The sequence below is a fragment of the Flavobacterium ajazii genome, assembly GCF_010614725.1.
Classification (GTDB): Bacteria; Bacteroidota; Bacteroidia; order Flavobacteriales; family Flavobacteriaceae; genus Flavobacterium; species Flavobacterium ajazii.
This window is the reverse complement of the sequence record NZ_JAAEHL010000002.1, coordinates 511,085-526,981: the sequence shown is the minus strand read 5'-3', so window position 1 is coordinate 526,981 and position 15,897 is coordinate 511,085. Positions and strand designations below refer to the sequence as shown.

Below are 15,897 nucleotides of genomic sequence, written 5' to 3'. Positions count from 1 at the left end.
AAAATGAAAAATTTAAAAAACATAACATTTGCTTTTTTGGTTTCAATGTTCACATTGACGACTTCAAACGCACAATGCACATCGGATACCAATTTCAGAAAACCCGTAACTGAAACCATCCAAAAAATTGAAACCATTTTTAAGATAAAAGTTATCGACGACCGCGGTTTACTAAAAGGAAAAGAACTCGATTATGCCGACTGGCGTATCGAACAGGGAAATCTGGAAGTTTCTTTGGCTAATGTTTTAGTGCCTTTTGAACTGACCTATTTCAAACAGCCCGATGGAACCTATCAAATCCGAAAATATGAAAACCATAAAGTTTCGGTTGATAAAGGTAAAGAACGCTTAGATTATTTGACGACTTTATATGCTAACGTTTCCGATTGGGAAGCCCGCAAAAAAGAAATCAAAGCCTGTATGTTTACGTCATTTGGTTTGGATAAAGCACCGCCAATGCCCAAATCAAAACCGATTTTGACACCAAAAAGAATCTACAAAGATTACAGCATCGAAAACATAGCATTAGAAATCCTTCCGGGAGTTTACACCACAGGTTCAATCTACAAACCCTATCCGTTCAACAAAAAATCGGCAGTTATCTTAACGCCCGACGGACATTTTGGTGACGGAAGATATAGAAAAGACGAGCAGTACCGTTGTGCAATGATGGCCAAAATGGGCGCAGTTGTCGTAGCTTACGATTTATTTGCCTGGGGCGAATCACTGTTGCAATTTCCAACCGAAACACACCGCAACAGCATTGCCTCAACCGTTCAGGTGTTGAGCGGAATCCGATTATTGGATTATTTAGCGACTCAAAAAAATGTTGATATGTCGCGAGTAGGCGTTACAGGCGGTTCTGGCGGAGGCTCGCACACAATGTTTTTAGGCGCTTTAGACGACAGGGTTACAGTTACCGCTCCGGTGGTGATGGTTTCGTCACATTTCTCTGGCGGTTGTCCTTGCGAAAGCGGTCGCGGAATTCACCTTTGTGGCAACGGAACCAACAATGCTGAAGTTTCGGCAATGATGGCGCCAAAACCGCAATTGATTGTTTCCGACGGAAAAGACTGGACTTTGGCCGTTCCCGAATTGGAATTCCCTTTTATCCAACGCACTTATGATTTGTACGGTAAAAAAGACTTGGTCGAAAATGTGCATTTAGCCAGCGAAGGACACGATTTTGGAGTTTCAAAACGTATGGCTTTGTATCCTTTTATGGCAAAATATTTAGGTCTGGATCTGAACAAAGTGAAGAACGAAAAAGGCGAAATCGACGAGTCAACCTGCGTGATTGAACCGTATGACAAATTATATGTTTTTGGCAACAAAGCCGAAAATCTGCCTAAAAATGCATTGAAAGACATCAACAAATTATATGAAATGTTCGGAGAAAAAAATCTGAAAGTGTATGAAGTCAAGAAGTAATAGTTGGGCGTGACCCAATTTGAAAAAGGGGGCAACTCTCGAAACCGTTTACTCGCCCCCTTTCCCAAATTGGGTCGGGCTATCCGCGCTACTTCGGTAGCTAGCTTCTATCCCTCACGCGCTCTCGTAACTTGAAGAAATTTGTGCTAATTTGTGCAATTTGTGGTTAAAAATAATTAGGGCATTTGTCCAAAAAGTATAAAAGATGAAGTTTAAAAATAAAATAATTGCTTTTCTAGTAGTTTCACTAGTTGTTTTACAAAACTCAACAGCGCAAACCAACAGCGACCTGAAATTATGGTACAACAAACCCGCTTCCATCTGGAACGAAGCTTTGCCTTTAGGTAATGGACGTTTGGGCGCAATGGTTTTTGGAGATCCATCCATAGAGCGTTTGCAGTTGAACGAAGAAACCATTTGGGCAGGTTCGCCAAACAGTAATGCGCACGACAAATCGATCAAAGCATTGCCAATCGTACGTCAATTGGTTTTCGAAGGAAAGTTCAAAGAAGCACAGGATTTGGCAACGCAAGATATTATGTCGCAGACTAATGACGGTATGCCGTATCAGACTTTTGGGAGCGTGTATATTTCGTTCAATGGACACAACGATTACAAAAATTATTATCGTGATTTAGACATTAGTAATGCTATCGCTTCGGTGCAATATGAGGTAGATGGTGTTACTTATAAAAGAGAAGTTTTAACCGCTTTTGCAGATCAAGTTATTGCGGTTAAATTATCAGCAAGTAAAGCCGGAAAAATCACCTGTAATGTGATGATGAATTCTCCGATTGACAAAACAGTTTCTTTCTCGGACAACAGCGAAATAGTGATGACCGGAACCGGAACCAATTTTGAAGGTGTAAAAGGAAAAGTGAAATTTGAAGGGCGTTTAGCTGTTCAAAACAAAGGTGGAAAAGTGATTTCTAAAAATGGTGTTTTGAGCATCAATGGAGCCGATGAAGCTACTTTGTACATTTCGATTGCAACCAATTTTGTCGATTACAAAACATTAGACGAAAACCAAACGCCAAAATGCAAATCCTATTTAGAAAAAGCATTGCCTAAATCATTTGAAACCATCAAAAAGGATCACGTTGCTTTTTACCAAAATTACTTCAACCGTGTGAGTTTAGATTTGGGAACGAATGAAAATGCGAAGAAACCAACTGACGAGCGTATTCGTGATTTCAAGAATCAATTCGATCCGCAATTGGCGAGTTTGTATTTTCAGTTTGGACGTTATTTATTGATTTCGTCTTCACAGCCGGGCGGTCAGCCAGCCAATTTACAGGGAATCTGGAACGATATGGTAACTCCACCTTGGGACAGTAAATACACAACAAATATCAATGCCGAAATGAATTATTGGCCAGCAGAAGTAACCAATCTTTCTGAAATGCACGAGCCTTTTATCCAAATGGCAAAAGAGCTGAGTGTGACGGGAGCTGAAACGGCCAAAATGATGTACAATGCAGGAGGCTGGGTTTTGCACCACAACACCGATATTTGGCGAGTTACAGCACCAGTTGACCAAGCTACGTCTGGAATGTGGCCAACGGGTGGTGCCTGGGTTTGTCAGGATTTATGGGAACGCTATTTGTATACCGGAGATAAAAAATACCTGACCGAAATTTATCCGATTATGAAAGGAGCTTCGCAGTTCTTTTTGGATTTTATGGTTGTGGATCCGAATACGGGTTATTTGGTCGTAGTGCCGTCGAGTTCACCTGAAAACACTCATGCCGGAGAAGACGGGAAATCAACGATTGCCTCGGGAACTACGATGGACAATCAATTGGTTTTCGATTTGTTTTCGAATGTGATTAAAGCTTCGAAACTAGTTGCTCCTGATGAAAATTATACTAAAAAATTAAGTGATGCTTTGGCTAAAATGCCTCCGATGAAAGTAGGGAAACACAATCAGTTACAGGAATGGCAGGACGATTGGGACAATCCGAAAGACAATCACCGACACGTTTCGCATTTGTACGGCTTGTTTCCGAGTAACCAGATTTCGCCAATCAAAACACCGGAATTGTTTGAAGGAGCCAAACAATCCCTGATTTACAGAACCGATGAATCAACAGGCTGGTCAATGGGCTGGAAAGTGAATTTATGGGCAAGATTATTAGACGGAAATCACGCTTATAAATTAATCCAGGATCAATTGCATTTGGTAACCGCTGACCAAAGAAAAGGGGGTGGAACTTATCCAAATATGCTCGATGCGCATCAGCCGTTTCAGATTGATGGTAACTTTGGATGCACCGCAGGAATCGCCGAAATGCTGATGCAGAGTCAGGAAGATGCGATTCATTTATTACCGGCTTTACCAACGGTTTGGAAAGACGGAAGCATCAAAGGTTTAGTAACCCGAGGCGGATTTGTAATTGATATGACCTGGAAAAACAATAAAGTTTCGACTTTGAAAGTATACTCGAAAATTGGAGGAAACTGTCGATTGAAACTGGAAAATACCTTGAAAGCAGACAAAGGAATTACGCTTAAAAAAGCAAAAGGTAAAAATCCGAATACGTTGTTTTATGATGTGGAAGTGAAAAAACCGATTATTGCTAAAGAAGCAAAATTGCCTAAAGTGCAGTTGCCAAAGTACAATGAATACGATGTAGAAATGAAAGCGGGGCAGACTTATAGTTTTTCAGCGAATTAATAGTCATTGCGAGGGACGAAGCAATCGCATAACGAGAGCAACAACTGTGATTGCTTCGTTCCTCGCAATGACAAAACAGGGTAACTATTAAACAATAAAAAAGATTCAATGTTATATCATTTTAAATATAAGTTAATTGCTTTGCTGATTCTGATTTCGGCTTTGAACAGCGGTTGTAAATCGGGAGCGGGGTATTCCGGAAAGGGAAAAGGAGTGGTTTTGCAAAAAGAGAACTTCAAGCATTATGTTGATTATTTCAACACGATGGAAGACGAGAACTTGAAATTTGCGATTCCGAATGACAGTGCGTGGGCGTGGATGGAAAAGAATGTTCCGTTGTTTGAATGTCCACAGCAAAATTTTGAGGAGATTTATTATTTCCGTTGGTGGAGTGCAAGAAAGCATATCAAGAAAACACCTTTAGGTTATGGAATCACAGAGTTTTTGGTCGATCGTTCCTATGCCGATAAATACAATTTGATTGCTTGTGCAGTGGGGCATCATATTAATGAATTTCGTTGGGTGCAAGATCCGCAGTACATTGAGCAGGATGTGAAAATTTGGTACCGTGGTAATGAAGGAAAACCGATGAACAAATTGTATAAATTCAGCAGTTGGACGGCTGATGCTTTGTACAATCGTTATTTGGTCAATAAGGATGAAAAATTCTTATTGGATATGTACCCGGATATGGTTACGGATTATGCCGTTTGGGAAAAAGACCGCCAGCGCAAAGATGGTTTGTTTTGGCAGCACGATGTAAAAGACGGAATGGAAGAATCGTTGAGTGGTGGTCGAAAAGTACAAAATGCAAGACCAACGATTAACAGTTATATGTATGGAAATGCCGTGGCAATTTCTAAAATGGCGTCGATGAAAGGAGACAAAGAAGTCGAAGCTAAATTTAAAGCCAAAGCCGATGTTTTGCAACAATTGGTAGAAACCAAATTATGGAATTCGAAAAGTGAATTCTTTGAAACGTTTACCGAGAAAGATACGCTGGCACAGGTAAGAGAGGCGATTGGATTTATTCCGTGGTATTTTAATTTACCTGAAAAAAATAAAGGTTTTGAAAAAGCCTGGGAACAGATTAAGGATGAAAAAGGGTTTTCGGCTCCTTTTGGATTGACGACTGCCGAGCGCAGAAGTCCGCGGTTTAGAACCCATGGAACCGGAACCTGCGAATGGGACGGTGCGATTTGGCCATTTGCGAGTTCACAGACTTTGACAGCTTTGGCGAATGTGTTGAATAATTACAATCAGAATTATGTTGCCAAAACCGATTATTTCAAGCAAATGGATTTGTATGTGCAATCACAATATTACCGAGGAAAACCGTATGTGGGAGAATATCTGGATGAAACGACAGGGTATTGGTTAATGGGCGACAGAGAAAGAAGCCGTTATTACAACCATTCGACTTTTAACGATTTGATGATTACGGGATTGGTCGGTTTACGCCCGAGAGCGGATGAAAAGATTGAAGTGAATCCGTTGATTCCACAGGAAAAATGGGATTGGTTTTGTCTGGATAACGTTTTATATCACGGGAATATTATTACCATTCTTTGGGACAAAACAGGAGAGAAATATGGTAAAGGAAAAGGATTCAGAATCTTCAAAAACGGAAAGGAAATTGCGGTTTCAGAAAAATTGGAGAAATTAGTGGGGGAATAGAAAAATTGCAAGCAGATTTGAACGGATTTAAGGAGATTAATGCTAAAAGATCGAATATTAAATAAAACGGATAGATAAATGTCGAAATATAGTTGGGATATAATTCAAAAACAATCTGACGAAATTTTATCGTGTGGACTAAATAAATTAAAAACTCAACAGTTTTGTGATACTTCTACTGTTAATGAAAAAGGTTTTGGAAATTATTTGATATCATTGGACAAAGTTCCGTTTTATGTTGGTGAAGGAAAAGAACTTATTAAAAGACTTAAGCAACAATTTAAGCCAGCGACATCAACTTTTTACAAGAATTTTGAGAAACTAAATTCTACAAATCAATTCGTAAAATCAACAACAATAGATAAATTTAAAATTCAATTTATTTCGACAAATATTGGACGAAAAGAAGTTGAAGAATTTGGTATTGTCAACTTGCCAACGAAACTTAACGGTTTCCAACTTGCCAAAAGGAAAAATTTTGTAATTGCAGACCAAAAAGGACTTTGGAACGCAGTTCAAGAAAATTTTGAAAAGCTATTAGAAGAAGGAGAAATAAAAGTTTTGAAATCAACTTTTGCATCTTGGTTTGATACAAAAATTATCAGTTCAGCTGGACTTTATCTTGTAAAAGACAAGTCCGATAAACTGATCTATATTGGAGAAAGTTCAGATATTGGAGAGCGAATAAAAACTCATAGTGGGCGGACATATTTTTCCGCACTTAGAAGACATATAGGAACTGATATTTTAGGTTTTGAGCTTCTAGAAATTAAAGGTAAAAAACGGTATTTCAGTGAAATGGAGGATAGAAAGGTAACAGAGTTTTTAAAAACGTGTAAAGTGACACTTTTTCCAGTTGCATTTGGACGTTATGAATTGGAAGAATATTTAATAAAAAAGCATAGACCATTATTAAACAGAAAAGATAATAAGGACTAACGAAAAAGTCCTACCCGATAAATGCAGATTTTTATCTCAATATTATTCAAATAAAATCTGCCTAAATCTGCAAAATCTGCGTGAAATAAAAATTACAACTTATGAAAAAATCATTTCTATATACATTCATCATTATAACCTTGATTTCGCTTTCGGCGCAAGCCCAAAATAAAATCAGCGTCACCAACCTGCAATGCGAAATGCTGAACAATCCGGAAGGAATTGATGTACTCAAACCTCGTTTGAGCTGGCAAATAAAAGCAGATGTAAACGATGTAAAACAGACTGCCTATCAAATTATGGTCGCTTCGACTTTAGAAAACCTAAATGCGAACAAGGCCGATTTGTGGGATAGCGGAAAAATAGAAAGCGATGCTTCGGTAAATATTATTTACAACGGAAAAAAGCTGGGTGACCGACAAAATGCGTTTTGGAAAGTAATTGTTTTTACGAATAAAGGCGAAATCAAATCGGCTGTAACTGCACATTTCAGCATCGGGATTTTAACCTATGCCGATTGGAAATCAACTCGCTGGATTGGTTATGAAAAATTGTCGAAAGATGACAGTATTTCGCAGTATTCCAAATTGTCTGCACGCTATCTGCGAAAAGAAATCAACCTGAAAAAACAGGTCAAAAACGCCAAGGTTTACATTATGGGAATGGGCTTGTATGAGCTGTACATAAACGGAAACAAAATTGGCGATCAGGTTTTGGCACCCGTTCCGACGGATTACACCAAAAACGTAAAATACAATGTTTTTGATGTGACTTCGCAACTGAAAGAAGGCAAAAATATGCTGGGAACGATTTTAGGAAATGGACGTTTTTTTGCAATGCGTCAGGATTACAAACCTTATAAAATCAAATCATTTGGTTTTCCGAAAATGGCTTTGCAGTTATTTGTCGAATATACCGATGGAAGCAAAGAAGTTATCAGAACTGATGACACCTGGAAATTAACTACTGATGGACCAATTTTGTCCAACAACGAATACGACGGTGAAGAATACGATGCCCGCAAGGAAATGAAAGGCTGGGCTACCATCAATTTTGACGATAAAAACTGGGTAAATGCACGATACGTTCAGGAACCGGGCGGTTTTTATGAAGCGCAAATGTCGCCGTATATGAAAATAATGGGCGAAGTAAAACCAATTTCGATTAAAGCTACTGCAAAAGGGACTTACATTCTCGATATGGGTCAGAATATGGTGGGCTGGTTGCAACTGAAAGTAAAAGGGAAAAGCGGAGATAAAATCACAATGAAATTCGCAGAATCTTTGCAGAAAGACGGTTCGCTCTATATTGCCAATTTGCGTGATGCCAAAACCACCGATGTTTATACTTTAAAAGGAGAAGGCGAAGAAATCTGGGAACCACGTTTTATATTTCACGGATTCCGATTTGTAGAAATTTCGGGTTTTTCTACCAAACCAACACTAGATAATTTCGTTGGAAAAGTAGTGTATGATGATCTTAAAACGACTGGAACATTTGAATCTTCGGATGCCACAATGAACCAGATTTTCAAAAATGCCTGGTGGGGAATTAGCGGAAATTACAAAGGAATGCCGATTGACTGTCCACAAAGAAATGAGCGTCAGCCTTGGCTGGGCGACCGCACAACAGGTGCCTATGGCGAAAGTTTTTTATTCGATAACCAGACTTTGTATGTCAAATGGCTGGATGATATCAAATATTCCCAAACACAGGACGGAGGATTGCCTGATGTGGCGCCGGCATTTTGGCGTTATTATGGTGATAATGTGACCTGGCCGGGAACGTACATCACGGTGGGTGATATGCTGTACCAACAATTTGGTGATGCGGAAGTGATTAAAAAACAATATCCATACATGAAAAAATGGATGGTGTATATGGAGGAAAATTATCTGCAAAATGATTTGATGGATAAGGACAAATACGGTGACTGGTGCGTTCCGCCGGAATCGCTGGAATTGATTCGTTCCAAAGATCCTGCCCGTTTAACCGATGGACAATTGTTATCGAGTGCGTTTTATTATCAGCTTTTGACAATCATGAAAAAGTTTGCCAAAATAACAAATGCAGATGCCGATATTGCACATTATGATGATTTGGCTACAAGAATCAAAAAAGCATTCAACACTAAATTTTTTAATGTTGACAAAAACACTTACGCCAATAATACGGTTACGGCTAATCTCTTGCCTTTGGCTTTCGGAATGGTTCCTGAAGATGTAAAAGACAAAGTATTTCAAAATATGGCTCACGAAGTTGAGGTGACTAAACAAGGACATATCAGTACAGGAGTTATCGGAACGCAATTTTTGATGCGAACGCTGACGAATTTCGGAAGAGGGGATTTAGCTTTCAAATTAGCTTCCAACAAAACCTACCCAAGCTGGGGCTTTATGGTCGAAAACGGTGCCACCACCATTTGGGAATTATGGAACGGAAATACCGCTGATCCGTCCATGAATTCACAAAATCATGTGATGCTTTTGGGCGATTTACTGATCTGGTACTACGAAAATATGGCAGGAATCAAGAGCAATCCTGAAACTCTGGGTTTCAAGCAAATAATTATGAAACCGGATTTTAATGCGGGATTGACTTTTGTAAACGCGTCTTATGAATCTATGTATGGTCTGATAAAAAGCGACTGGAAGAAAAACAAAAACACTTTAGAATGGAAAATTACTATTCCGGCCAATTCATCGGCTGTGGTGTATTTGCCAACAAAAAATGCCTCTTCGGTAACAGTGAACAATCAGAAACTTGATAAATCATCTTATAAAACCGAAAACAATAACATCATCCTGACTTTGCCATCAGGGTCGTATGTTTTGAGTGTAAAATAAAGAAGGTTTTTCGTATTATTGTATTAGTAAGTTTAAAACCTAATTATGGACGCTGTTAAAATTTTCGAAGATAAAAAAGTACGAAGTCATTATGATGCTGATAATGAAATATGGTATTTTTCAATAGTAGACATTGTTGAAGCTTTAACAGATTCCAAAAACCCTACAGACTATTTAAAAAAAATAAGGAAAAGAGATGTTGAACTTGGAAGTTACATAGGGACAAATTGTCCCCAGGTAACGATGCTTACCAATGGGAAAAAACGAAAAACATTGGCAGGCAATGTTGAGCATATTCTTCGATTGGTACAATCTATTCCATCACCCAAAGCAGAGCCTTTTAAACAATGGCTGGCAAAAGTAGGCTATGAACGCATTCAGGAAATTCAGGATCCTTCACAGAGTATAGACCGTGCCAGAGAAAACTGGAAACAGCACGGACGAAGCGAAAAGTGGATTCAGCAACGAATGATGGGACAGGAGACGCGCAATAAACTCACCGATTACTGGAAAGAATCAGGTATTCAGGAGAAAAAAGAATTTGCTATTCTGACCAATATCATCCATCAGGAATGGACAGGACTTTCGGTAAAAAAACACAAAGAAGCAAAAGGATTAAAATCACAAAACCTACGCGACCACATGAGCGAAGCAGAATTGATTTTTACAGCACTTGCCGAACTTTCTACCAGACAAATAGCCGAAAATGAAGAAGCAAAAGGATTACTGGAAAATGCTAAAGCCGGTAAAAAAGGTGGTGCAGTTGCTAAAAATGCGAGAATAGAATTAGAACAGCAAACGGGTAAAAATGTGGTTACAGGCGAGAACTTTCTGCCCCCAAAGAAAAAAGGTTTGTCTGAATAAATTATAAAGATTGTTTCGTAACAAGTATTCTCTTATTGCAAGAAAATTTCAAAAAAGGCAATTGTAAAACTAGATAGAATTTACAATAGCGATCTCATAATATTCTTTTAAAACACAAATTTTCCTTAATTCAGGACTGTACAGGTTGCAAAATCATTTATTTAGTGTTATTTTTACACTTAATAAATTTTTGCATATTTATTTTTGTGTAATCCATTGAAAATAAAACACATAATATTTTAAAATATAAATAATGAAATTGAAACACATAACGATTGCCTTTTTGGGACTATTGCTTTTGGGAAGCTGTAAATCGGCTTTAGAAAAAAAGACATGGAAAGAAGGGATTTTGGTAGATGAATTCATTTACGACAAAGCACCATATCCTTCCTGTCACGCTGTAACCATTGTGGAAGCAACCAATGGAGATTTAGTGGCTTCATGGTTTGGAGGATCGCACGAAAGACATCCAGACGTTTGTATTTATTCAGCGATTAAACCAAAAGGAAGCGATAAATGGGGTGAAGCAATTAAAGTAGCCGATGGAGTGATGCCGGACGGGAAAAGATTTCCAACCTGGAATCCTGTTTTGTACCAAATTCCGGGAGGCGATTTGATGCTGTTTTATAAAATAGGGCCAAAACCATCCGAGTGGTGGGGTGTTTACAGAACTTCTTCTGATGGAGGAAAAACCTGGTCTGATAAAATTGATATGCCGAGTAAAGATTTCTTGGGACCAATCAAAAACAAACCGGTTTTATTGAGTAACGGAACTTTATTGCTTCCTTCAAGCATCGAAGGAAATGGCTGGCATTTACGTATGGAATCAAGCCCGGACTTTGGAAAAACCTGGGTGATGGGCGATACTATTTCAAGAGGAAAACAAAAAATAAATGCTATTCAGCCAAGTATTTTGTTTCATAAAGACGGAAGTGTTCAGGCGATTGGAAGAACCAAAAACAGAGCCATTTTTAGCACTTTTTCTAAAGACAATGGAAAAACATGGTCAGAGTTGGAGTTAATCGGATTACCAAATAACAATTCAGGAACCGATGCTGTAACATTGAAAAACGGAAAACATTTATTGGTTTACAACCACGTTTTGCCTCCGGGAAAAGAAGCTAAAGGACCAAGAACGCCTTTAAACCTATCTATTTCTGATGACGGAATCAATTGGAAAGCGACATTAGTTTTGGAAGATTCAAAAATCAGTCAATATTCCTATCCATCGATCATTCAGAGCTCAGACGGAATGGTGCATATAGTGTATACTTGGAGAAGAGAAAAACTGAAATACGTAAAAATTGATCCTAAAAAACTGGTAGCACTTCCAATCAAAAACGGAATCTGGCCTGGACAGGAAGGCGTTGAAGTAAAGGCTGTTAAAGCGGAAGAAGAATAAATTAAAAGATTTAAAAAATTATCTGCGTAAATCTGCGTGAGAAAAAAATAAGCACGCAGATTTAGCAGATTCAGCAGATTTTTAATGATAAAAAATGAAAGTAAATTATTTTAAAAGAAACGCCATTGTCTTGTTCCTTGCTGTTTTGTGCAGTACTTTCAATAGCGAAGTTTCTGCTCAATCATCAAAAAAGCAAAAATACAAAGTGGCAGTCTGCGATTGGATGATTTTAAAAAGACAAAAACTCGGTGCCTTTGGTTTGGCTAGCGAAATAAAAGCAGACGGAATCGAGCTCGATATGGGCGGATTAGGAAAAAGACCCACATTTGACAGTAAATTAGGTGATCCAATCGAAAGACAAAAATTTCTGGATAAGTCCAAAGAAACGGGTGTCGGAATCAGTTCGATTGCAATGTCCGGATTTTACGCACAATCATTTGCCAAAAGAGATTCAATTAACTTGATGATTAACGATTGTGTGGCAACAATGAAAAACATGAAAGTAAAAGTCGCTTATCTGCCTTTGGGTACCGAAAGTGATTTGACGAAAAATCCGGAACTGCGTCCAATCATTATCGAAAGATTAAAATGGGCCGGAAAGCAAGTCGGTAAAATTGGCGGAGTAATTGCTATTGAAACTTCACTGAATGCGACTGAAGAAAAAAAGCTATTGGAAGAAATTGGCTGTAAACACATTAAAAGCTCTTTCAATTTTGCGAACGCAGTAGATAACGGAAGAGACATCGCAACCGAATTAAAAATTTTAGGTAAAAAACACCTGGCTCAGATTCACGCTTCAACAACAGACAGCGTTTGGCTTGAAAACGACAAAAACGTTGATATGCCAAAAATCAAAAAAACGCTGGACGAAATGAAATGGAGTGGCTGGCTGATCGTAGAACGTTCCCGCGACGTAACGCAGGTACATAACGTAAAAGCCAATTACGGAGCCAACGTAGCTTATTTGAAGAAAATTTTTCAGAATTAAACAAGAGCAATCTATTTGGTGTAACCAATAAAAATAAAATTTTACCACATAGAAACATAGAAAAAAAGAGTTGGATAGCCAATATTTTGGTTCACATAGCTCTGTGTTTTTAAAAAAAGTGAAACGCCTTTTTTGATTAAAATAAAACTATGTTTCTATGTGGTTAAAAATCATTCTCAGGAATAAAATTAAAATACAATGAAATATCTAAGCTTACTCTTTTTAGGATTATACGCCACTTTTGCATCGGCACAAAACATCACCATTGTTCGTGATGCCAATGCACCAAGAGCGAAATACGGAGCCGAAAAACTATCCGAAACAGCAACAACAAAAGGATTCAAAGTAGTTTTTGCAGACAAAGCACCTAAAAAATCAAAAGATAAAGTAATCGTTATTGGCGAAAAAGGAACCGATTTTTGGAATCAAAACGCCAAAACTGCTAAAATCGATGACAGCCAGTTAACAAAGAAAGAAGGTTTCCAAATCCGTACGCAAAAAAACTTCATTTACATTGAAGGAACCGATGCAACTGGAGCTTTATACGGCGCAATGGAACTGATTGACCGCATTAAATCGACTGGCGAAATTCCATCAGAAATCAATATTGAAGACAGTCCCGAAATGGTTTTGAGAGGAGCCTGTATCGGAATGCAGAAGCCGGTTTACCTTCCTGGCAGGGACGTTTACGAATACCCATATACACCGGAAACTTTTCCTTGGTTTTACGATAAAAAACTATGGACAAAATACCTCGATATGATGGTCGATAACCGCATGAACTCATTGTACCTATGGAATGGACACCCTTTTGCTTCTTTGGTAAAACTAAAAGATTATCCGTTTGCCGTTGAAGTAAGCGACGAAGATTTCAAAAAGAACGAGGAAATCTACAAATACCTAACCGTAGAAGCCAACAAACGAGGAATCTGGGTCATCCAAATGTTCTATAATATCATTGTTTCCAAACCTTTTGCGGAGCATTATAATATGAAAACACAGGATCGTTCAAGACCAATTACACCTTTGCTTTCCGATTATACCCGAAAATCAATTAGTGCCTTTATCGAAAAATATCCGAACGTTGGACTATTGGTTTGCCTTGGAGAAGCCATCAATACTGTCGATGACGACGTAGAATGGTTTACCAAAACCATTATTCCGGGTGTTCAGGACGGACTGAAAGCATTAGGAAGAACCGATGAACCGCCAATTATTCTGCGTTCTCACGACACCGACGGACCTTTGGTAATGGAAAAATCGCTTCCATTGTACAAAAACCTGTACACAGAAAGCAAATACACCGGAGAATCGTTGACGACTTATACACCTGGCGGACCTTGGGGCGAAACGCACAAACAATTGAGTTCTCTTAAATCAATTCATATTGAAAACGTACATATTCTGGCAAACCTCGAACCTTTCCGTTACGGATCGCCGGACTTTATCCAGAAAACGGTTAAAGCGATGCACAGCGTTCACGGAGCCAATGCATTGCACTTATATCCGCAGGCTTCCTACTGGGACTGGCCATATTCAGCTGATAAATTGGCTGATGGTAAACGATTACTCGAAATGGATCGTGACTGGATTTGGTACAAAGCCTGGGCAAGATACGCTTGGGATAGCAAAAGAGACCGAAATGAAGAAATCAAATATTGGGATAAAGACTTGGCCAATAAATACGGAACCGATTCAGAAGGTGCCAATAATATCTTAAAAGCCTACGAAGAAACCGGAGAAATTGCTCCAAAAACTTTAAGACGTTTCGGAATTACCGAAGGAAATCGTCAGACTTTATTGTTAGGAATGTTCGAAAGCCAATTGGTCAATCCATCAAAATGGAGGGTCTATCCGGGATTCCACGAATCCTGCGGGCCTGCGGGAGAATTGCTTTTGGAATATGCCAAAAAAGAATGGAACAAAGAACCGCATTCAGGCGAATTGCCAACGCAGATTATTGCCGAAATCACAGAACATGGAAGATTAGCCGTTGAAGCCATTGACAAAGCCGAGGCCAGCGTAACCAAAGACAAAGAAGAATTCCTGCGTCTGAAAAACGATGTACACGCTTACAAAGCTTTCGCCGATTTCTTTTCGGAAAAAGTAAAAACAGCTTTGTTAGTGTTGCGATACAGTTATTCTAATGATATTTCCGATTTGGATAAAGCGCTTCCGCATCTTGAAAAAAGCATCGAATATTATGAAAAATTGGTCAATTTGACCAAAGACCATTATTTATATGCGAACAGTATGCAGACGGCACAACGCAGAATTCCGATTGGCGGAGACGATGGAAACAACAAAACATGGGCTGAATTATTGCCACATTATGAACGTGAATTGGCTAATTTCAAGCGAAATTTAGATTTGCTGAAATCATCAAAAGACGGTAAAATCGTAACTAAAGAAGGCAAGCCGTGGAAAACCGCTGAGGTAACCTTATTAAGCGAAAGCAAAGGAACTTACGCAGTCAAAAGCGGAACAAAAGTATACGGAACACCAATTTCTGAACTGACAAAAATAGCTCCTGAACTGCAAAACCTAAAAGGAATTGCTTTCGATGAAACATCACAAAACGAAAACGGAACACACCTGAAATTCAAAAACACTAAAGCCGTAAAACTGGTTGTTGGTTATTTCAATTCTGATCAGAAAAGATTTTTGTTCCCGCCAAGTTTAGAAACAGATGCTTCCGGAAATGCACACGGACAAGCCGAAGTGATTCTGGCAAGTGCAATGAATTTGAAAGAATTGCCAAGGATAAACATTCACACCTACACCTTCCAGCCGGGCGAAAACAAACTGGATTTAGGAAAAGGAAGAGTCCTGATTTTAGGCTTCATCGATGCCGATCAAACCATCACAACCCGTGATGTCGGTTACATCGATGCAGGCGAAAAAGGCGCGGTAGACTGGTTGTTCTATTAAAATAATTTGGGCGTGACCCTATGGGTCGGGCTTTCGGCTTTATCTTTTATTACGCTATCGCTTCATAAAAGGATATCGCCTCTATCCCTCACGCGAACAAAAAGACCTAACAGGTTTTCAAAACCTGTTAGGTCTCATCGAG

At 38.8% G+C, this 15,897-nt stretch carries 9 protein-coding genes; all 9 read left to right on the top strand.

Translation table 11 applies throughout. The features are described from left to right. Window positions 1-3: 3 nt before the first annotated feature. The 9 genes from GWR14_RS05080 (at window position 4) to GWR14_RS05040 (ending at window position 15,755) form a co-directional block, all read left to right on the top strand. Window positions 4-1,431 carry a glucuronyl esterase domain-containing protein gene (locus GWR14_RS05080; protein WP_163407956.1) on the top strand — a complete coding sequence of 476 codons (1,428 nt, stop codon included), beginning with the start codon at window positions 4-6 and terminating at the stop codon, window positions 1,429-1,431. A gap of 205 nt (window positions 1,432-1,636) precedes the next feature. Then, window positions 1,637-4,108, top strand: a complete 2,472-nt coding sequence (locus tag GWR14_RS05075; RefSeq protein ID WP_163407954.1) for a glycoside hydrolase family 95 protein — start codon at window positions 1,637-1,639, stop codon at window positions 4,106-4,108. 108 nt (window positions 4,109-4,216) lie between these two features. Beyond that, window positions 4,217-5,785 (top strand): MGH1-like glycoside hydrolase domain-containing protein, encoded by a 1,569-nt coding sequence (locus GWR14_RS05070; protein ID WP_163407952.1) that lies wholly within the window; start codon window positions 4,217-4,219, stop codon window positions 5,783-5,785. 78 nt (window positions 5,786-5,863) lie between these two features. Further along, a complete protein-coding gene (locus tag GWR14_RS05065) occupies window positions 5,864-6,724 on the top strand; it encodes a GIY-YIG nuclease family protein (protein ID WP_163407950.1) in 861 nt (286 codons plus the stop codon). 101 nt (window positions 6,725-6,825) lie between these two features. Continuing rightward, on the top strand, window positions 6,826-9,570 hold the full coding sequence (locus GWR14_RS05060) for a glycoside hydrolase family 78 protein (protein WP_163407948.1): 2,745 nt from the start codon (window positions 6,826-6,828) through the stop codon (window positions 9,568-9,570). Window positions 9,571-9,615: 45 nt separating this feature from the next. Next, a complete protein-coding gene (locus GWR14_RS05055) occupies window positions 9,616-10,434 on the top strand; it encodes a BRO-N domain-containing protein (protein ID WP_163407946.1) in 819 nt (272 codons plus the stop codon). A gap of 253 nt (window positions 10,435-10,687) precedes the next feature. Then, window positions 10,688-11,836: a sialidase family protein gene (locus GWR14_RS05050; RefSeq protein WP_163407945.1), complete on the top strand. Its 1,149-nt coding sequence runs from the start codon at window positions 10,688-10,690 to the stop codon at window positions 11,834-11,836. A 94-nt stretch (window positions 11,837-11,930) separates the two neighbouring features. Continuing rightward, window positions 11,931-12,824 (top strand): sugar phosphate isomerase/epimerase family protein, encoded by an 894-nt coding sequence (locus GWR14_RS05045; protein WP_163407943.1) that lies wholly within the window; start codon window positions 11,931-11,933, stop codon window positions 12,822-12,824. A 198-nt stretch (window positions 12,825-13,022) separates the two neighbouring features. Beyond that, complete coding sequence (locus tag GWR14_RS05040; RefSeq protein ID WP_163407941.1) at window positions 13,023-15,755, top strand: alpha-d-galacturonidase; 2,733 nt, start codon at window positions 13,023-13,025, stop codon at window positions 15,753-15,755. Window positions 15,756-15,897: the final 142 nt, after the last annotated feature.

Coding starts and splice junctions, on each gene's coding strand:
- GWR14_RS05080 (WP_163407956.1), top strand. CDS start 4: ATGAAAAATTTAAAAAACATAACATTTGCTTTTTTGGTTTCAATGTTC.
- GWR14_RS05075 (WP_163407954.1), top strand. CDS start 1,637: ATGAAGTTTAAAAATAAAATAATTGCTTTTCTAGTAGTTTCACTAGTT.
- GWR14_RS05070 (WP_163407952.1), top strand. CDS start 4,217: ATGTTATATCATTTTAAATATAAGTTAATTGCTTTGCTGATTCTGATT.
- GWR14_RS05065 (WP_163407950.1), top strand. CDS start 5,864: ATGTCGAAATATAGTTGGGATATAATTCAAAAACAATCTGACGAAATT.
- GWR14_RS05060 (WP_163407948.1), top strand. CDS start 6,826: ATGAAAAAATCATTTCTATATACATTCATCATTATAACCTTGATTTCG.
- GWR14_RS05055 (WP_163407946.1), top strand. CDS start 9,616: ATGGACGCTGTTAAAATTTTCGAAGATAAAAAAGTACGAAGTCATTAT.
- GWR14_RS05050 (WP_163407945.1), top strand. CDS start 10,688: ATGAAATTGAAACACATAACGATTGCCTTTTTGGGACTATTGCTTTTG.
- GWR14_RS05045 (WP_163407943.1), top strand. CDS start 11,931: ATGAAAGTAAATTATTTTAAAAGAAACGCCATTGTCTTGTTCCTTGCT.
- GWR14_RS05040 (WP_163407941.1), top strand. CDS start 13,023: ATGAAATATCTAAGCTTACTCTTTTTAGGATTATACGCCACTTTTGCA.